This is a genomic window from Brachybacterium sp. AOP29-B2-41, from assembly GCF_052378395.1.
Lineage (GTDB): Bacteria > Actinomycetota > Actinomycetes > Actinomycetales > Dermabacteraceae > Brachybacterium.
Genome location: NZ_JBQSXR010000031.1, coordinates 1 through 18,294, shown reverse-complemented (window position 1 = coordinate 18,294; position 18,294 = coordinate 1). Strand labels below are relative to the sequence as shown.

Below are 18,294 nucleotides of genomic sequence, written 5' to 3'. Positions count from 1 at the left end.
GGTCCTCAGCGCAAAGTGCTGTCCAGAGGGCGCTGTGCTGTCCGGAGTGCGCCGTGCTGTCCAGAGGGCGTTCCGTCCTCGCCTCACGCGCTCAGCAGCAGTGCTTCTCCCTGCCCGCCGCCGCCGCAGAGGCTCACACCGGCGCGTCCGCCACCGCGGCGGACCAGCTCGAGGGCTGCGGTCAGGGCGAGGCGCGCCCCCGAGGCACCGATCGGGTGGCCGAGCGCGATCGCTCCCCCGTGGATGTTGGTCTTCTCGAGGGGGTAGTCGAGGTCGGTCAGCGCCTGGACGACGACCGCGCCGAACGCCTCGTTGATCTCGATCAGGTCCAGGTCCTGCACCTGCAGCCCGTCGCGGGCCAGTGCCGCGCGCAGAGCGTTCGAGGGCTGCGAGTGCAGTGAGGAGTCCTCGGGACCCGCGACCTGGCCGGGGGCCCCGATCGCGGCGAGGATCGTGAGGCCGTGCTCCTCGGCGTAGGCGCGGGAGGTGATCACGAGCGCGGCCGCGCCGTCGGACAGCGGCGAGGAGTTGCCGGCGGTGATGGTGCCGTCCTTCGCGAAGGCGGGGCGGAGACCGGCCAGGGTCTCGACCGTAGTGTCGGGCCGGACGCCCTCGTCACGGTCGATGAGCAGCGGGTCGCCCTTGCGCTGGGGCACCTCGACGGGCGCGATCTCCTCGGCGTGGATCCCGACGCCTGCCGCGGCGGCAGCGCGCTGGTGGGAGGCGGCGGCGATCTCGTCCTGGTCGCGGCGGGAGATGCCGCGCTCGGGATTGCCGCGTTCGGTGAGGTCGCCCATCGCCTCCTGGCTGAGCGCATCGGTGAGCCCGTCGTGCGCGACGGAGTCCTGCACGGTGGTCGGGCCGTACTTGTATCCCTTGCGGGCGCCCATCAGCAGGTGCGGTCCGTTGCTCATCGACTCCTGACCACCGGCGACCACCGCCGTGGCCTCGCCGGTACGGATCAGGCGGGCGGCGTCGATCACGGCGGTCAGCCCCGAGAGGCACACCTTGTTGAGGGTCACGGCCGGGATGTCCCACGCCAGGCCCGCTCCGAGCGCGGACTGGCGAGCCGGATTCTGCCCCTGGCCCGCCTGGATGACCTGCCCCATGATCACGGTGTCGATCACCGCGGCGTCGACGCCGGAGCGCTCGATCGCATGGCGGATGGCGTGGGCGCCGAGATCGACCGCGGTCAGCGCGGCCTGCTGCGAGAGCAACCGGGTGAACGGGGTGCGAGCCCCGCCGACGATCACGGGCTGGTGGGCGGAGGTGTCATTCCTGGTCACGGGGTGCTCCTTCTGAGGATCCACTCCTCGACACCTGCCCTGGATAGTGGGCGAGGTGCGTCAAGAAGCTCGGCTGCTGGCGCGGCGGTGGGCGGGCAGCGTGGATCTATCCGATGGTGACCATCATCCACCGGGGTGCGCCGCGGTGCCAGGCATCGCGTCAGAGCGGGTTCTGCTGGAAATCCTCTGGATTCCCGTCGGGCGGGTCGGCTAGGGTCCGCCGTCATGTCCCGGAATCCGTACGAGAGTCCAGAGGCCGCGCGCACCTACGATGAAGAGAACGCTGGGCGGCAGGACTTCGACTTCTACCTCGAGCTGGCCCGCGAGCTCTCCCCCGACGGCCCGGGACTTTCCGTGCTGGACATCGGCGCTGGCACCGGCGCCCTGGGCGTCGAGCTTGCCGCAGCAGGACATGGCGTCACCGGCGTCGACCCTGCCCTCGCGATGCTCGACATCGCGCGTCACCGCCCGGGCGGTGAACAGGTCACCTGGATTCACGGATACGCCGACGCCGCACCTGAGGGGGCCGCGGACCTGGCGATCATGACCGGACACGTCGCGCAGTACTTCCTCACTGATGACTCCTGGCGCGAGCTGCTCGCGCACGTGCATCGCGCCCTGCGTCCCGGTGGCCGCCTTGCCTTCGAGAGCCGCAACCCCGGTGCTCGCGCCTGGGAGCGCTGGATCCCGGAATTCACCCGTGGCACCTACCCCCACCCCGCTGGAGGGACGTTCACCAGCTGGATCGAGATGCTCGACGTGCAGGGAGATCCAGCTGCCGGCATCATCGAGACCCACCGTGGGGTCACCGAGCGGGCTGGCACCAAGAGCTACAGCGCCCCGGAGACGCTGGCGTTCCGCCCTCTCGCGACCCTTGAAACCAGCCTCGAGCAGGCTGGATTCGATCTCGAGCGCCGCTTCGGCGACTGGTCCCGAGGCGCAGTGACAGCACAGAGCCCCGAGCACATCCTCGTCTCCCGCCGCTTGTGAGCGACTGAGGCCGTCGGTGGGCGGGCAGCGGGGGGATCTCTCCGTGACAACCACCATCCTGTGCGACGCGCACAGGACACAATGTCGACGAGCGTACACATTGAAGAAAGTGATAGATCGTAGACATCCCGCAGAAGTGGACGTACCATCACACTCATGAACAGTCGGCGCGTCAGGACCCCGCAAGATCTCGGTGCAGCCCTCCGCGACGCGCGCAGGGCGCGGGCGCTCACACAGGCCGAGCTCGCGCGTGCTGCCGAAGTCTCCCGGGAGTGGCTGATCGGCGTAGAGCAGGGTCGTCGGCCGCGAGCCGAGCTGGAGAAGGTCCTCGCGGTGCTCGCCGCCCTGGACCTCCCGCTCAACGTCGGCGCAGCATCCCGCACCGTCACACCTGACGCACCGGAACCCGCCACGTCGATCACAGAGCGCGCCACCCGCGACGCTATCGAGCAGATGCGGGAGGCGCCTGCACTCCCCGTGGTCGTGGAGCACGGGCAGCGCGCCGCCCGGCTGCTCAAGGCCGGCATGGATCCCGAGCTCGCCGCTCAACTCACCCAGGTCGCCCTGGCTGCGACGCCGACATCTGACTCCTCCGCAGTGCGAGGCACCGCCGATGAGGACGAGGACTCATGATGAAGCGGCTGTTCATGGTCAGCAACGGAGTGATCATCGGCCACCTGGACGAGGACCATGGTGGAGCGCTACGGCTGACCGCGCCACCGAGCGCGGGGATGCCGAGACTGTCGCTGGCCTTCGCGCCGAGCACCACACCGATACCTCCACGCAGAGCCCTTGCCTATCTTGAAGGTCTGCTTCCTGAGGGAGACGCCGTCCGCCGTGCCACCGCGCGCAGATTCGGTGTCTCACCGCGCAGCGCGTTCGCACTGCTATCGGCGATCGGTCGGGACTGCCCCGGCGCAGTGCAGTTCCTCGACGAAGCACAGCTGGAGGATCCCGAGCCGGGCTCCCTCATCCCTGTCGACGACGAGCGGATCGGGTCACGACTCCGTGACCTCCGCACGAATTCTGGCGCAACCTGGGTCGCCGAGGGAGAGCACTGGTCGCTGGGTGGGGCGCAGTCGAAGCTCGCACTCCGGCTCGAGAACGGGCGGTGGCACGAAGCGCATGGTGCCGAGCCGACGACACACATCCTCAAACCCGGGATCACGGCTCTCCGCTCACAAGCACTCGTCGAGCACCTCTGCCTGCGTACGCTCTCTCTGCTCGGCCTGCCTGTGGCCAGGTCTGAGTTTCGGCTCTTCGATGGCGAACCGGCGATCGTCATCGAACGCTTCGATCGGCGCCGGGTCGATGGGCGCTTGGTGCGCGTTCACCAGGAGGACCTGTGCCAGGCCACCTCGACGCTCCCCGCCGACAAGTACTCGGTCACAGCCCTCGATGTCGTCACCGCTCTTCGGCGGGGCGGCGCACCCGAGGAGGATGTCGAGAGCTTCGTCCGGGCGGTGCTCGCGAACTGGGCGCTGGGTGCCCCGGATGCGCACGCCAAGAACTACTCGGTCTTTCTTTCGGCCGACGACACAGCACTCGCACCGCTGTACGACGTCGCGACCGGATTCGGACAAGAGACTCCGTGGCCTGCGATGGCGATGCCCATCGGTGGAGCTTCATCGATCCATGGCGTCACGCGTCGGCATCTGCTGAAGTTCGCTGCACAGCTCGGGGTGAGCCAGGAGTACGTCCTCGCCGCCGCCGAGCTCCTCGCCGAGGGTATGCCGACAGCGTTCGACATGGCGACGCGGGAAGTCGCCGGTGCGGACATCGACCATGCCCACCTGGAGGCGATCCACGCTTCGCTCACAGAGCACTGCGAGAGGCTCCGGACCACTCTTCGCGGCTGAGGGCGTCGACCCCCTCCCCCACCGGGGATCTATCCGGTGGCGACCATCATCCACGTCCGTCCGTCCGTTGACACCGGGCGCCGCCGCGACAACACTGGGGTCCGCAAGCGGTTGCAGTGCCTACCCGCTGGCCCCGTGACGAGGAGACGATGATGTCCGATCCGCAGCACCGCCCCACCCGCCGCCACCTCCTGGGAGGAGGAATCGCCGCGCTCGCTGCCCTGCCGGTGGCCTCCGCTCTGGGGGCTCCGGCACTGGCCGACCCGGTCCGACCTGCCGCTGCCTCTCTCATCGATCTGGGCCCCGCGCTGGCCTCGGTGAACGTCCGCTCCGTGGCGTTCGGGCAGCTGCAGGACGGCCGCTCCGTGGCCTATGCCCTGTCCAACGGCGACCCGGCGACCCTCTCCGTGCTGGATGTGCTGACGGGCGAGCGGATCTTCGGCACCGAGATTCCCGGTGCGGAGCTCGGCGGGTTCGTCACTCCCGGCCCCGACGGGCTCATCTACTTCACCTGCCGCTCCCCGATGAAGGGCGGGCTGTTCTCCTTGGACCCCGTCTCGTTCGAGGTCACCCTGATCGCGGAAGGCATTTCCGGGCAGAGCGTGCTGTACGACGGCTCGTTCGGGCCCGACGGTCGGCTGTACATGGGCACGTACCCGAACGCACGGGTGCTGGCCTACGACCCCGCCACCGGGGAGATCGAGGATTACGGCACCCAGACCGAGGATGCCGCATACGTCTTCGGACTCGGCGTGGTGGACGGCGAGGTCTGGGTGGGCACCGGCCCTGTCCCGCACCTGTTCCGGATCGACATCGCCAGCGGTGAGCGCACCGAGATGCAGCCGCCGGCCCACGTCATGGAGGGGACGGACTGGTTCACCGGGATCGCGCAGCGCGGGGACCTCGTCTTCGTGCGACTCTCACCTCGCGGAACGTACGACATGGCGGTCTACGACCAGCTGACGGAGACCTGGCTCGAGGAGATCGTCGAGGGCACCTTCGACACCGCGCCCACGGCGGTTGCACGCCTGAACCGGGTCTACTACCTGCAGGGCGACGTGCTGATGGGTTATGACCTGCGGATGCGCCGCACCCTGTCGGTGGGCTTCGAGGACTCCGCACTGCGTGAAGAGCTCTCCGAGGCGGTGGGCACCTACGGCATCGCCTCCTCCGAAGAGCTGCCGGGGCTGTCGCCGTACACGGTCGTCGGCCTGAACACGGACGGCGTGCTGTGGACCTACTCGACCCGCAGGAAGCAGGGCAGCTCGGTGATCGCCGACGTGCTCGCGAGCCCGGCCGGAGCCCACAGCATCGGCACCGGGCCCGACGGCGCGGTGTACATGGGCGCCTACCTCAGCAGCGGCGTGATTGGGCGCATCGACCCCGAGACGGAGGAGATCGAGCGCCTGCGCGGCCCGAAGCAGGCGGACACGATCGTCGCCCACGGCCAGCAGCTGGTGATCAGCTCGTATCCGGGCGCCGTGGCCCATATCGGTGACCCGTCGGCCGCCTGGGACTGGTCCGCTTTCGACCAGATCCTCATGCTGGGTCGAGGCGCTCCGAACTACCAGGATCGGATCTTCGGGGTTACGTCCGTGGGTGATCGGATCGCGCTGGGCAGCGTGCCGGACTACGGGCAGCTCGGCGGGGCGCTGACGATCCTGGACCCCGCCACCGGGGATCTCGAGTTCCATCGGGATGTGGTGCCGCAGCAGAGCATCGTCACCCTCGCCCACAGCGACGGCCTGGTCTACGGCGGCACCTCCATCCACGGTGGGCTGTCCACCACCCCGGCGCAGGACACCGCGCAGCTGTTCATCTGGGATGTCGCGGCAGCGGCTCTGGTCAGTGCAGAGGAGGTGGTGCCGGGGGCGAAGGTGATCCCGGAGATCGCCTTCGGTCCCGACGGTCTGCTGTGGGGGCTGGCCGGAGAGGGCACGGTGTTCGCCGTCGACCCCACGACCGGCGCGGTGGTGCATCGCATCGCCACCGGGCTGCCCTTCGGGAACAACTGGGGGCTGCTGACCTCCCTGTTCTCCCGCACGAGCGAGGGATGCCTCTACGCAGCCGGCGGCAATGCTCTGCTGCGCATCGACCCGGTGGCAGCAACGGCCGACGTGGTCGTCGACAGCGACGTGCGGTACGCGGCGCTCGGGGGGAACGACCGCATCTATCTCGCAGGGGAGATCAACGTCTACCGCCTCGAGGAGTAGGAGCGTCGCGGAATAGGAGCCTCGCGGAGCAGCAGCCGCGAGGTGCAGGACGGGTGGGGCCGCGTCAGCCCGCTCCCCTACGCTGGCCGCTATGACCTCCTCGCAGCCCGCCGCCTCCTCCCCTGTCGGCAGAACACCGGCCGACGGCACCCGGCGGGTGGACCTGGTGCTCGAGGGCGGCGGGGTCAAGGGCATCGCCCTGGCCGGCGCGATCGAGGTGCTCGAGGAGCGCGGGTACCGGGTGAACCGGGTGGCGGGATCATCGGCCGGGTCGATCGCCGGAGCACTCGCGACCGCCGGGATCCCGGCGACCACGATGGTGAAGGTGCTGCGGGAGACGGACTACCGCCGTTTCGAGGACGGCCCGTGGTGGACCCGCACCCTGCCCGGCAAGGGGCTGGGCATCCTGCTGCACAACGGGATCCATCGCGGCGCCTACCTGCGTGAATGGCTCACCGAGCAGCTGACCATGTACGGGGATCCGGGCCGTACCGGCACCTTCGCGGATCTGCGCTACCAGGATCCCGAGGCCGGAATGGAGCTGGTGGGCGCGCATGCCTACCGCCTCGTGGTGACCGTCTCGGACCTCTCGGCCGGGCGGCTGCGGTACCTGCCGCTGGAGGCGGTGGACGTCGGCTCCACTCCGGACACGCTGCGGGTGGTGGACGCTGTGCGCGCCTCGACGTCGATCCCGCTGTTCTTCCGCCCGGTGCGGTGGAAGAACGCCTTCGGGAAGCCGGCGGTGCTGGTGGACGGCGGGCTGCTCTCGAACTTCCCGGTCTCGGTGTTCGACCGCCCTGAGGGTGAGGTTCCGCGCTGGCCCACCTTCGGCATCAAGCTCTCCGCCAAGCCCGAGGCGGTTTCGGGGTGCAGAACCAGATCCGCGGACCGCTCAGCTTCGGCAAGGCCGTGGTGGACACCGTCACCGGCTTCTACGACCGGATGCACATCGACTCCTCGCACTCCGTGGCCCGCACGATCTTCATCGACACCGCCGCGGTACGCCCCACCCATTTCGACCTCTCCGACGAGGAGCGGGAGATGCTCTACCGGAAGGGACGCAAGGCCGCGACGGCCTTCCTGGACGGGGACCACGAGCAGGTGGCGTGGGACTTCGAGGCGTACAAGGCGCGGTTCCGTACTCCGATCGCCTGAGCGGCCGTCACTGCGCCGCGGGCTCTCATCCCCTCTGCTCGATGCGGGATCGAGCACGCTCGGAGAGGTACGCCGAAACGTGTTCTCAGAGGGTGTCCGCGCCCTATGATGAGCGCCTCCAGCTCGCCCGATCCCCTTGCCCACGCCCGCACATCGAGGTGATACGTGTCCACCACCCTCCGCCGGATCGCAGCGTTCGCGCTCAGCGTTCCGTTCCTCCTCAGCGGCGCCGCTGCCGCGACTGCAGATGGCCCCGGATCAGGCAGCCCCTCCTCCCAGGAGAGCAGCCAGGCCGAGGACTTCGTCCCGGTCACCGCTCCCGAACCGGCCTTCGACATCGAGGTCTCGACCTTCACCATCCCCGACCTGCCCGGGCTCCAATACGCCGACCAGGCCGCGAATCCGCTCGCTCCCGGCGTGCACCGGGCATCGACCTTGGAGATCATCCGCGCGTATCCGGCGCCGGGCCACTCGCTGACGGGCATCCACTCGTGGAACATCCGCTTCGAGCCCGCGAACACGTTCAACGACCCCGTCGTCGTCGCATCCCTCTCTCCCACGGTCGACGTGGAGCGACGGACGTTCACGATCCCTGACATCACCGGGCTGAACACCGCGCTGGACCCGTGGACCCCGGTCTCCGCCGGGACGCACGCGCTGGCAGACGGCGTGGACCGGCTGGGCGTCTCCGTGTATGACCAGGCCGGGTATGCGCATGTGGGCGTCTCAGGGGTCTCGGCGACGTTCGTTCCCCTGTACGGGTACCGGCTCCGCGAGCCGGTGTTCGACCTCGCCGGGCACACGGTGCAGATCCCGACGGATCCCCGCGTCCAGTACACGCTGAACGGCGGTGTGATCTCGCAGGGCGGGACCTATACGGTCACCGGGACCGTGACCGTCTCCTTCAAGGTCGTCGCCGAGCGGACGTTCTACACGCCGCTGAAGAAGACCTGGCGGGTCACGTATCCCGAGATCTCGCCCTTCGTGGACGTCACCCCCGGGATGGAGCATTTCGCTGCGATGACGTGGATGGCTCGGGAAGGGATCTCCACCGGGTGGCCGACGCCGCGAGGGGCGGAGTACCGCCCGCTGACGAGCGTGAGCCGTGACGCGATGGCGGCGTTCCTCTACCGTCAGGCCGGCTCTCCGGCGGTGACGCTCCCGGCAAAGTCGCCGTTCACGGATGTGAAGCCCGGCCAGCCGCATTATGAGGCAATCATCTGGGCCTCTCAAGAAGGCATCACCGAAGGGTGGAAGATGCCCGACGGAACGCACCAGTTCCGGCCGGTACAGCCCATCGCCCGTGACGCGATGGCGGCGTTCCTCTACCGGTTCGCGGGCGAGCCCGCGTACACCCAGCCGAGCGGGAAGTGCTTCACCGATGTGGCCCGCGGCATGCAGTTCTCCAAGGAGATGTGCTGGATGAAGTCCACCGGCATCTCCACCGGATGGAGCAACGGCACCTACCGTCCGCTCGATCCTGTGAAGCGGGATGCCATGGCGGCTTTCCTGCAGCGCTACGACGCGACGCTCTGAGTCGCAGCACTGCCTGACCGTGCGGGCCCGTCCGATCCTTCGGACGGGCCCGCACTTCGTCCGCCCGACCGATCGACCCGACCGATCGGCCCGGAGCTTGCGCCCTGGCGCACCTCTCGTGCAACGCTCGAGGGATCCGGCTCGCCGCGAGGCGAGCGTACCGGCACACGGAGGACACACACGTATGAGCCCGAAGAACATCTTCGTCCTGGGACTGACGGACGTGCAGCGCCAAGAGCTCGAGACGGTGCGTCACGCCGAGGACTACACCTTCCACGGGGTCCTGGACTACGAGACCCTGGTGAACACCACGGATCTGAACTTCGAGCAGCTGATGCGCGACGCCCGCGCCGAGCTCGATGCCTTCGACGGCAGCATCGACGCGATCATCGCCCACTGGGACTTCCCGGTCAGCGTGATGAGCACGATGCTCGCCGCCGAGCACGACCTACCCGCGCCCTCGCTGACCAGCCTGCTGAAGAGCGAGCACAAAGGATGGAGCCGCATCGAGCAGAAGAAGTCGGTGCCGGAGTGCGTGCCGGGCTTCGCCGTCTTCGACCCGTTCGCGCAGAACGCGCTGGCGAGCATCGATCTTGACTTCCCGTTCTGGGTCAAGCCGGTCAAGGCGCACTCCTCCGCTCTTGGCTTCAAGGTGGAGAACGAGGAGCAGTTCGACAAGGCGCTGGCGGAGATCCGCGAGCACATCGGGGAGATCGGCGATGCGTTCGACGAGGTGCTCCAGCAGGTGGAGGTGTCGGCCGAGCTCGCCGGCGCCGGTGGCAACAGCTGCCTGGCGGAGCAGTTCGTGGAGGGCATCCAGGCCGCTCCGGAGGGCACGATGTTCCGCGGGGAGTACAGCGTCCATGGCGTGTTCGACATGCACAAGGACGCGGACGGCACCAGCTTCGCCCGCCTCGACTACCCGGCCAGCACCGTGCCTGAGCGCGTGCAGCAACGGATGATCGATCTCACCGAGCGGTACCTGCGCCAGGTCGGGTACGACAACGCCTGCTTCAACTCCGAGTTCATGTGGGACGAGGCGAACGACCAGCTGTGGCTGATCGAGATCAACACCCGCATCTCCCAGTCCCACAGCGACCTGTTCGCGAAGGTGGACGGCAGCTCGAACCACGAGGTCGCGATCGACATCGCACTCGGCCGTCCGCCGCGGATGCCGCATCGTGAGGGTGACTTCGCGGTCGCCTCGCAGGCGATGATCTTCCACGACGAGGACGCGATCGTCACCCGCATCCCCACCGCGCAGGACAAGGCGGAGATCGAGCGCCGCTTCCCCGGCACCGTGCTCACCCTGACCGTCGCCGAGGGCGACCGGCTCTCGGAGCTGCCGGGTCAGGACAGCTACCGGTTCGTGCTGGGCAAGCTCTACCTCGGCGCAGACAGCACCGAGCAGCTGCTAGCGGACTACGCGGCGATCACCGCCGAGCTGCCCTTCGAGTTCGCGCCGGCGCCAGCCGACGACTGACCACACACCGCTGCACACACCCCCTCAAGGACGACCAGGAGGCGACCACCGATGAGGACCGTCACCGAGTTCCCCTACGAGATCCGCGTGATCGAGAACGTGTTCATCCCGATGCGGGACGGCGCCCGGCTCGCGGCCCGGCTCTGGCTGCCGGTGGACGCGGAGCAGCGTCCCGTGCCCGCCGTGCTGGAGTACATCCCGTACCGCAAGCGGGACTCGAGCCGCGCCCGCGATGACCTGAACCATCCCTATATCGCCGGCCACGGCTATGTGTGCGCGCGGGTGGATCTGCGCGGCAGCGGCGACAGCGACGGGGTGATGGTCGATGAGTACCGCCCCCAGGAGCACGAGGACGCCGAGGACGTCATCGCCTGGCTCGCCGAGCAGCCATGGTGCGATGGCAACGTGGGGATGATGGGCATCTCCTGGGGCGGGTTCAACAGCCTGCAGCTCGCGGCCCGTCGGCCCCCGGCGCTCAAGGCGATCATCAGCGCGTCCGCCACGGATGACCTCTATGTCGACAACATGCACTACATGGGCGGAGCGCTGCTGGCGGACAACCTCTCCGAGGCCACGGTGATGTTCGCCTTCAACTCCCTCCCGCCGGATCCGCAGATCGTCGGCGAGCGCTGGCGCGAGATGTGGCATGAGCGGCTCGAGGGAAGCGGGCTGTGGCTGGAGACCTGGCTGACGCATCAGCGGCGGGATGACTATTGGAAGCCCGCGTCCGTCTGCGAGGACTACAGCCAGGTGCAGGTCCCGGTGATGGCCGTGGGCGGCTGGGCCGACGGGTACACCAATGCGATCTTCCGCCTGATGGAGAACCTCGAGGTGCCGCGCAAGGGCCTGATCGGTCCGTGGGGCCACAAGTACCCGCATATCGGAGTACCGGGCCCGGCGATCGGGTTCCTGCAGGAGGTGGTGCGCTGGTGGGATCACTGGCTCAAGGGCACCGACACCGGCGTGATGGATGAGCCGATGGTGCGGGCCTGGATGCAGGACAGCGTCTCCCCCGCCGCGTCCTACGAGGATCGTCCGGGGCGCTGGATCGCCGAGGACCAGTGGCCCTCCCCGCGGATCACCGAGCGCGAGTACGTGCTGCGCGGCCACCATCTCGAAGAAGGCACGGCCGACGAACCGGACCGGGAGGTCTCCGTGCAGTCCCCGCTGAGCGTGGGGATGTTCGCCGGGAAATGGGCCTCCTACGCCGCGGTGCCGGATCTGCCCTTCGACCAGCGGGAGGAGGACGGCGGCGCCCTGTTCTTCGAGACCCCTGACCTGGCCGAGCAGCTGGAGATCTTCGGCCGGCCGACGTGCGTGCTCGAGGTCAGCGCGGACCAGCCGGTCGCGCAGCTGGCGGTGCGGCTCTCGGACGTGAACACGGCCGGAGAGGCGACCCGCGTGACCTACGGCGTGCTGAACCTGACCCACCGTGACGGCAGCGCCGAGCCGCAGCCCCTCGAGCCGGGAAAGACATACCGGGTGGAGGTGCCGCTGAACGGCATCGCCCAGTCCTTCCCCGCCGGGCACCGGCTGCGGCTGTCGATCTCCACCTCCTACTGGCCGCTGATCTGGCCGGCGCCGGAAGCGGCGACGGTGATGCTGAGCACCGGGTCCAGCAGCCTGCGCCTGCCGGTGCGACCGGCCCGTGACGCGGATGCGCATCTGCGGGAGTTCGGCGAGCCCGAGGCCGCGGAGCCGCTCGAGGTCACCGACGTCTCCCCCGGCGAGCACCACTGGCGGGTCACCCGTGATCTGGCGACGAACGAGTCCGTGCTCGAGATCGCCAATGACCAGGGCGAGTTCGTGATCGAGGAGACAGGCAGCAGGATCCGCCGGGCCACGACCGAGTGGTACAGCTTCCGCTGGAACGACGTGAACTCGGTGCGCGGCGAGACCCGCACGGTGCGCCGGGTGGAGCGGGAGGACTGGGGCGCGGAGATCACCACCCGCACGATCCTCACCTCCACCCCCACCGAGTTCGTGATCGACGCCCAGTTGGACGCCTTCGAACTGGACGCAGAGCGCGGTGACCCGCGGGTGTACTCGCAGAACTGGGAGCGGAGGATCCCCCGCGACCTGGTGTGAGGGCCGCTCCACTCCTCGCGTCCACGCCCTGCGCCGCCCCGAGGAGGCCCCCTGCTGCGCGTGGAGCACTCGCGTCACGGGTGGGTTCGCTCGATGATCTCCCGCATCGCGGCCTCGGCGGCGGCTGGCTCCCCGGCGGCGACAGCGCGGGCGACCTCGAGGTGCAGCGCGAGATCGTGCGCTTCCGGTGGCAGGCCAGCGCGTTCGCGCAGGGCACGGTCACGCAGCCCTTCCTCGATCACGGCACCGAGGCGGATGAACATGGCGTTGCCGGAGAGGCTGAGCACGGCGGTGTGCAGGGCACGGTCGGCCGCGAGGAACTCAGCGGGGTCCGAAGCCGAGGCGGCGGCCTGCATCACGGCAGCAGCCTGCTCGAGAGCAGTCAGCGCCTCCCGCCCGGCGAGTGCCGCGACAGGCCGCTCCCCCACCGCGCGGGCGGCGTCGGCAGCGGCGGCGGGTTCGATCGCGAGGCGCAGGGCGCGCAGTTCCGTGAGCTGTGCGGCGGCGTCGGGGCCGACGAGCCGCCAGCGCACCACCTGCGCATCGAGGGTGTCCCAGTGCTCCGGGGCGAGCACTCGCAATCCGACGCGTCGGCCGGCGGAGAGCATGCCGAGGGAGGTGAGCACGCGGGTCACCTCTCGCACCACGGATCGGGAGGCACCTGTGCGCACGACGAGGCCGTCGACGGTATCGGCGTGCCCGGCAGGCAGCTCACCGTCCACAATCTCCCGGCCCAGCTGGTCCAGGGCCCTCTCGAACGCGGTGACGCGGGCGGTCATGCCGAGGAGACGGGTGAGATGACCAGCTCATCGATCCGCACATGGGAGGGTGCCTCGAGCACGAACTGCACCGAGCGGGCGATGTCTTCCGGGGTGAGCATGACGGCCCGCGCGGCGGCGTCCGGCACTTCGGGGCGCTGCTGGAGGAAGTCGGTGGCGACATCGCCGGGACACAGGTGGCAGGCGCGCACCCCATGGATCGCTTCCTGCTGATTGAGCGAGCGGAGCAGGGAGGAGACGGCTGTCTTGCTGGCCGAGTAGGCCACTCCCGCGCCCGGCTGGAACGTCCAGCCGGCGTAGGAGGAGATCGCGACGACCACACCGCGGCTCTCACGCAGGGCGGGCAGGGCGGCGTCGAGGGTGGCGGCGACCGCGGTCAGATTGGTGGCGACGATGGCCTCGAACTCGCCCAGCTCCTGGTCGTCCCAGCGGCGCTGCGGAGTGTTCAGCCCGGCGGCGAGCACGAGTGCATCGAGCCGCCCGAAGTGCATGGTGACGATTTCGGCGGCGGCGGTGATCGCGGCTCGGTCCTGCACGTCCAGGGGGACGACGAGCGCGGTTCCGCCCGCAGCGGTGATCTCGCCGGCGACGGACTCGAGCGCGTCGCGTCGGCGGCCGCTGAGGGCGACCGCCCAGCCGTCGGCCGCGGCGGCAAGCGCGCTCGCGCGACCCATGCCGCTGCCACCGCCGGTGATCCAGACGGCGCGGGGGGTGGAGGTGGTCATGGGGTCCTTTCGCTGACGTTACGAGACCTGCGCCGCAATAGTATGCTTTTTCAGAACCTGCCGTCACAGCCGACGGCAGTGCGGCGAGGAGAGGACAGGCGATGGAACTGGACCTGCGGGACAAGACAGTGATCGTGACGGGCGCGGCCCGGGGCATCGGCGCAGTGATCGCGCAGCGCTTCGCCGCCGAAGGGGCCCGCGTGACCGCCTTCGACCTCGCCTTCCCGGAGGTCCCGTCACCAGAAGGCGACGAACATGCCTCCGCGCATCCGGTCGAGCAGGTGGTGTGCAACGTGACGGACCCGGACTCCGTCCGCACCGCCGTGGACGAGGTCGCGCGCCGTCACGGCAGCATCGATGTGCTGGTCAACAACGCGGGCATCAACATGCTGGGGACAGTGGCGGAGCTCGAATGGGAGCAGTGGCGGACCTGCTTCGACGTGAACGTGGGCGGGGTGTTCCTCATGAGCCAGGCCGTGGCCGAGCACATGAAGCGCGCCGGGAGCGGCCGGATCATCAACGCCGCATCCTTCGCCGCGATCGTCCCCAGCGTCGGCAGCGCCGCCTACGCGGCGTCGAAGTCCGCCGTGGTGCAGCTGACCCGGGTGCTCGCCTCGGAGCTGGGGCCCTGGGACATCACCGTGAACGCCTACGCCCCCGGCATGGTCCCCACCGCCATGAACGGCTTCGCCGAGATGCCCGCCGAGGCACAGGACCGCCTGCTGGACACCCTCTCGCTGCGCCGCTGGGAGAGCCCGGATGACGTCGCGAATCTGCTGATCTTCCTGGCCAGCGACCAGGCCTCCTACCTCACCGGCGCTCTGCTGGACATCTCCGGCGGCAAGCTCGCCACCCAGATCCCGGCCGTCGCGCACGGGCGGTGAGCGGCGGGGCAGGTCAGCCCTTCGTGGCACGGGCGGCGAGGCCGGAGACGATGAAGCGCTGGGTGAACAGGGCGATCAGCATGATCGGGACGGTGACCACGGTGGCCGCCGCCACGGTCCCGGTGCAGGCGGTGGGCGACCTGCTGGGCGTGCTCACAGAGGCCTGCGATCGGGTCCACCGCGCCGAGATCCGCTACCCCGGGCACTGATCCGGGGATAGATCACCGAGCGCCAGCGCCTGACTGCATCCCCGTGACCGTTTCGTTACCCTCTTCAGTGCTGTCCACCTGAGGAGATCCGTGACCGCCCCTGCTGCGAGCACCCCGCACGCCGCCTCCGCCCCGCCCGCTGCCCCTATCCAGAAGCCCGGCTTCCGCCCCGACATCCAGGGCCTCCGCGCGATCGCGGTGATGCTGGTGCTGCTCTACCACTCGGGAGTCTCGGCGCTCTCGGGCGGGTTCGTGGGCGTGGACGTGTTCTTCGTGATCTCGGGCTTCCTGATCACCACGCACCTGCTGGAGTCCCTCGCGCGGGAGGGCCGGATCCGCTTCGGTGCCTTCTACGCCAAGCGCGCCCGACGGATCCTGCCGGCGGCGCTGCTGGTCGTGCTGCTGACGGTCCTGGCGGCGTGGATCTGGATGTCGCCGCTGCTGATGCAGGAGGTGCTGCGGGACGCGGCGGCGACCGCACTGTATGTACCGAACCTCCATTTCGCGCAGGAGGGCACGGACTATCTCGCCGGGACCACGCCGTCGGTGTTCCAGCACTACTGGTCGCTCGGCATCGAGGAGCAGTTCTACCTGTTCTGGCCCCTGCTGCTGGCGGCCGGGTTCTGGCTGTGCCGCCGCAGCGAGCGCCGTCTGATGGTCCTCGCCGCGGCGGCCACCGCGCTGTCGTTCCTGGCCTGCGTGGTGCTGATGGACGTCTCCCAGCCGTGGACCTTCTTCTCGCTGCCCACGCGGGCGTGGGAGCTCGGGGTGGGCGCGCTGGTCGCCTTCGCGCTGCGCTCCGGGGCGCGGTGGCTGCGCGATCCACGCACCGGCTGGCTCGCGTGGGCGGGCCTGGCGGGTCTCGCGGCCGTGGTGCTCACCTTCGATGCGGCGACCGCGTTCCCCGGCGCAGCCGCTGCACTGCCCGTGCTCGCCACGGCGGCGTTGATCATCGGCGGCGCCGCACCGGGCCGCCTGCACGCGAATCGCCTGCTGGGGCTCCGGCCGATGCAGTTCCTGGGCGCGATCTCCTATTCGCTGTATCTAGTGCACTGGCCGCTGCAGGTGATCCCTCAGGTGGTGACCTTCTCCGATGCCACCTTGCCGCTTGAGCAGCGCCTGGCGCTCGGGGCGGCGGCGGTGCCGCTGGCATGGCTGCTGCACCGCTTCGTGGAGCGTCCCGTGATCGGCTGGAGCGTGCTGCGTGAGCGGACGCCGCGGCTGACCGGGCTGGTGGCGGTGGGTGCCTCGCTGGCAGTGGTGGCGGCCTCTGGCGGGGTGGCGCTGGCGGTCCAGCAGCAGCCGCTGTCCAGCGAGCGGACGGCATCCCCCGAGGAGCAGGCGCTGGATCCTGCGGGCACCGAGTTCGTGCCCGCCAACCTCTCGCCCAGCCTCGACGACGTGGCGGGCGACAATCCGCCCGTCTACGACTCGGGCTGCCACAACGACCACGCCGACGCGAACCCCGACGGCTGCCAGGTCGGGGAGAACCCCGAGGCGCCACTGGTGTTCCTGGTGGGCGACTCCCACGCCGCCAGCTGGTATCCGGCGCTCGAACAGCTCGCCGCGCAGGGGAAGATCCGCCTGGACACCAACAGCAAGGACTCCTGCCTCCCCCTGGAGACACCGCAGAAATATCAGGGCGGATCCTACGTCTCCTGCGCGCAGTGGCGCCACGGCGTGCTGGAGCGAATCGACGAGGAACAGCCCGACCTGGTGCTGCTGGCGATGTTCAACAACCCCGGCCGGCTCTTGGACACCACCGGCACCGACCCGGCCACGCAGTGGCACGACGGGCTGACCGCCACGCTCGAGAAAATCGACGGCCCCCAGGTGGCAGTGCTGAGCGATGTCCCCTACCAGCGCCGCAGCCCGGATGCGTGCCTCTCGAAGCATCTCGAGGAGGCGCCGGCGTGCGCAGTACCCCGCAAGGACGGCTTCCGGGAGAACCTGGTGCGTGCCGAGGACTCCGCGATCGCGGAAGCCGGGGACGAGACGCACCGCGTGGACTTCACCCGCTACTTCTGCAACGCCGAGACCTGCCCCACGGTGATCGGCAGCACCGTGGTGTTCCGCGACAGCCACCACCTCACCCGCACGTTCAGCGAGCAGATGAGCGCGCCGATGTGGGAGCAGATCGGGCCGCTGGTGGTGTGAGGGCCGGGCCGGCTGAGCGCCGGAACAGGGCGAGCGCCCTTCCAAGAGGCCGGGTCCGTGAGAGTGTGTGGTCATGGCCGGAAAGAACCTGATCCTCAGCTCATCGAAGAGGAGCGCCGCGGTGAACGCTGCCCGCTGGGCGATCCCGCTGCTGGCAGCCGGAGCGCGCTGGCTCTCCGCGCATCCCGAGGTCTGGGAGGGGATCAAGGAACAGGCGGCGAAGCTGCAACGCACCTCCACCAGCAAGCCCGACGGCGTGCTCGAGACCGTCGCAGTGCTGCGAGAGCAGGTCGACTACCTCGCAGAGTCCGCGGATGACGCGGAGGAGGCGCGCAAGGCCAAGGACTGGGCGAAGCGCCTCGACAGCTGCGAGAAAGCAGCACAGCTCCTGAAGGCTCCGGGCGCGACCCGCAAGGACCGCACGACGCTCAAGAAGAGCGTCGAGAAGCTGCGCTCGGAGATCTTCGCCGCCTACATCGAAGAGATGGGCGAGGACGCCGAGAAGGCGGAGGGGCGCGGCGGCGCGAGGTGATGCTGGCCGACATGGTCGAGACTCTCCGCGCTATCGATTCTGCATCTCCGCACGCCGCTTCCCGTTCCTGTCATGGTCGGTCTGCAGCCACCCTTATGCTCGGTGAATGACTAAGAAACGCGACCTGGAACAGCACATCGCCGTGTTCGGAGAATCTGGAAGCGGCAAGACTGTTCTCCTCTCCTCCTTCTACGGAGCGACGCAGGATCCCGCGTTCATCAAGGACAACGAGTTCAATGTGGTCGCGGATGACACCGGCCAGAGCCATCGCCTGCTTTAGAACTATTTTAAGATGCGGAGCTCTGCTGAGGTCCCCGGCGGCAACCGATTCAAGGCCGACTCGTACGCCTTCTCGATCAAGCTGAAGAAGGCGGCCGCCGCCGCGGCGAAGGAAAAGC

At 69.2% G+C, this 18,294-nt stretch carries 16 protein-coding genes and 1 pseudogene; 13 read left to right on the top strand and 4 right to left on the bottom strand.

Going from position 1 to position 18,294, the window contains the following annotated elements; translation table 11 throughout:
• Positions 1-83 precede the first annotated feature (83 nt).
• On the bottom strand, positions 84-1,286 hold the full coding sequence (locus ACT3T9_RS18020; protein WP_444607225.1) for an acetyl-CoA C-acetyltransferase: 1,203 nt from the start codon (positions 1,284-1,286) through the stop codon (positions 84-86).
• Between the two features lie 225 nt (positions 1,287-1,511).
• On the opposite strand from ACT3T9_RS18020, the gene ACT3T9_RS18015 reads away from it, so the two are divergent.
• The 9 genes and pseudogenes from ACT3T9_RS18015 (at position 1,512) to ACT3T9_RS17975 (ending at position 12,610) form a co-directional block, all read left to right on the top strand.
• Positions 1,512-2,276, top strand: a complete 765-nt coding sequence (locus ACT3T9_RS18015; protein WP_444607224.1) for a class I SAM-dependent methyltransferase — start codon at positions 1,512-1,514, stop codon at positions 2,274-2,276.
• Between the two features lie 156 nt (positions 2,277-2,432).
• The gene (locus tag ACT3T9_RS18010) at positions 2,433-2,909 is read left to right on the top strand and encodes a helix-turn-helix domain-containing protein (protein ID WP_444607223.1); all 477 of its coding nucleotides are present in this window, start codon (positions 2,433-2,435) and stop codon (positions 2,907-2,909) included.
• Complete coding sequence (locus ACT3T9_RS18005) at positions 2,906-4,135, top strand: type II toxin-antitoxin system HipA family toxin (RefSeq protein WP_444601351.1); 1,230 nt, start codon at positions 2,906-2,908, stop codon at positions 4,133-4,135. The genes ACT3T9_RS18010 and ACT3T9_RS18005 overlap by 4 nt, the downstream gene beginning before the upstream one ends.
• Before the next feature lie 149 nt (positions 4,136-4,284).
• Complete coding sequence (locus ACT3T9_RS18000) at positions 4,285-6,348, top strand: hypothetical protein (protein WP_444607222.1); 2,064 nt, start codon at positions 4,285-4,287, stop codon at positions 6,346-6,348.
• A gap of 91 nt (positions 6,349-6,439) precedes the next feature.
• Positions 6,440-7,078, top strand: a pseudogene (locus tag ACT3T9_RS17995) (patatin-like phospholipase family protein); the annotation flags it as partial.
• Positions 7,079-7,215: 137 nt separating this feature from the next.
• Positions 7,216-7,503, top strand: coding sequence for a hypothetical protein (locus ACT3T9_RS17990; RefSeq protein ID WP_444601362.1), 288 nt, complete (start codon positions 7,216-7,218; stop codon positions 7,501-7,503).
• 165 nt (positions 7,504-7,668) lie between these two features.
• Complete coding sequence (locus tag ACT3T9_RS17985) at positions 7,669-9,039, top strand: S-layer homology domain-containing protein (protein WP_444607221.1); 1,371 nt, start codon at positions 7,669-7,671, stop codon at positions 9,037-9,039.
• A 184-nt stretch (positions 9,040-9,223) separates the two neighbouring features.
• Positions 9,224-10,522, top strand: a complete 1,299-nt coding sequence (locus ACT3T9_RS17980; RefSeq protein WP_444607220.1) for an ATP-grasp domain-containing protein — start codon at positions 9,224-9,226, stop codon at positions 10,520-10,522.
• 51 nt (positions 10,523-10,573) lie between these two features.
• A complete protein-coding gene (locus ACT3T9_RS17975; protein ID WP_444607219.1) occupies positions 10,574-12,610 on the top strand; it encodes a CocE/NonD family hydrolase in 2,037 nt (678 codons plus the stop codon).
• Positions 12,611-12,684: 74 nt separating this feature from the next.
• Here ACT3T9_RS17975 and ACT3T9_RS17970 read toward each other — a convergent pair whose 3' ends face one another.
• Positions 12,685-13,389: a FadR/GntR family transcriptional regulator gene (locus tag ACT3T9_RS17970; RefSeq protein WP_444607218.1), complete on the bottom strand. Its 705-nt coding sequence runs from the start codon at positions 13,387-13,389 to the stop codon at positions 12,685-12,687.
• On the bottom strand, positions 13,386-14,114 hold the full coding sequence (locus ACT3T9_RS17965; RefSeq protein WP_444607217.1) for an SDR family oxidoreductase: 729 nt from the start codon (positions 14,112-14,114) through the stop codon (positions 13,386-13,388). Before ACT3T9_RS17965 ends, ACT3T9_RS17970 begins: the two co-directional genes overlap by 4 nt.
• Positions 14,115-14,215: 101 nt before the next feature.
• Here ACT3T9_RS17965 and ACT3T9_RS17960 point away from each other — a divergent pair, with 101 nt between their 5' ends.
• Positions 14,216-14,998 (top strand): SDR family NAD(P)-dependent oxidoreductase, encoded by a 783-nt coding sequence (locus ACT3T9_RS17960; protein ID WP_444607216.1) that lies wholly within the window; start codon positions 14,216-14,218, stop codon positions 14,996-14,998.
• A 13-nt stretch (positions 14,999-15,011) separates the two neighbouring features.
• On the opposite strand, the gene ACT3T9_RS17955 is transcribed toward ACT3T9_RS17960, so the two are convergent.
• On the bottom strand, positions 15,012-15,155 hold the full coding sequence (locus ACT3T9_RS17955) for a hypothetical protein (RefSeq protein ID WP_444607215.1): 144 nt from the start codon (positions 15,153-15,155) through the stop codon (positions 15,012-15,014).
• 142 nt (positions 15,156-15,297) lie between these two features.
• Between ACT3T9_RS17955 and ACT3T9_RS17950 the strand changes: the two genes are divergently transcribed.
• From ACT3T9_RS17950 to ACT3T9_RS17940, 3 genes are all read left to right on the top strand, one after another.
• Positions 15,298-17,364: an acyltransferase family protein gene (locus ACT3T9_RS17950; protein WP_444607214.1), complete on the top strand. Its 2,067-nt coding sequence runs from the start codon at positions 15,298-15,300 to the stop codon at positions 17,362-17,364.
• Between the two features lie 121 nt (positions 17,365-17,485).
• Complete coding sequence (locus ACT3T9_RS17945; RefSeq protein ID WP_444607213.1) at positions 17,486-17,896, top strand: hypothetical protein; 411 nt, start codon at positions 17,486-17,488, stop codon at positions 17,894-17,896.
• Positions 17,897-18,002: 106 nt separating this feature from the next.
• On the top strand, positions 18,003-18,176 hold the full coding sequence (locus tag ACT3T9_RS17940; protein WP_444607212.1) for a hypothetical protein: 174 nt from the start codon (positions 18,003-18,005) through the stop codon (positions 18,174-18,176).
• The last annotated feature ends 118 nt before the right edge of the window (positions 18,177-18,294 follow it).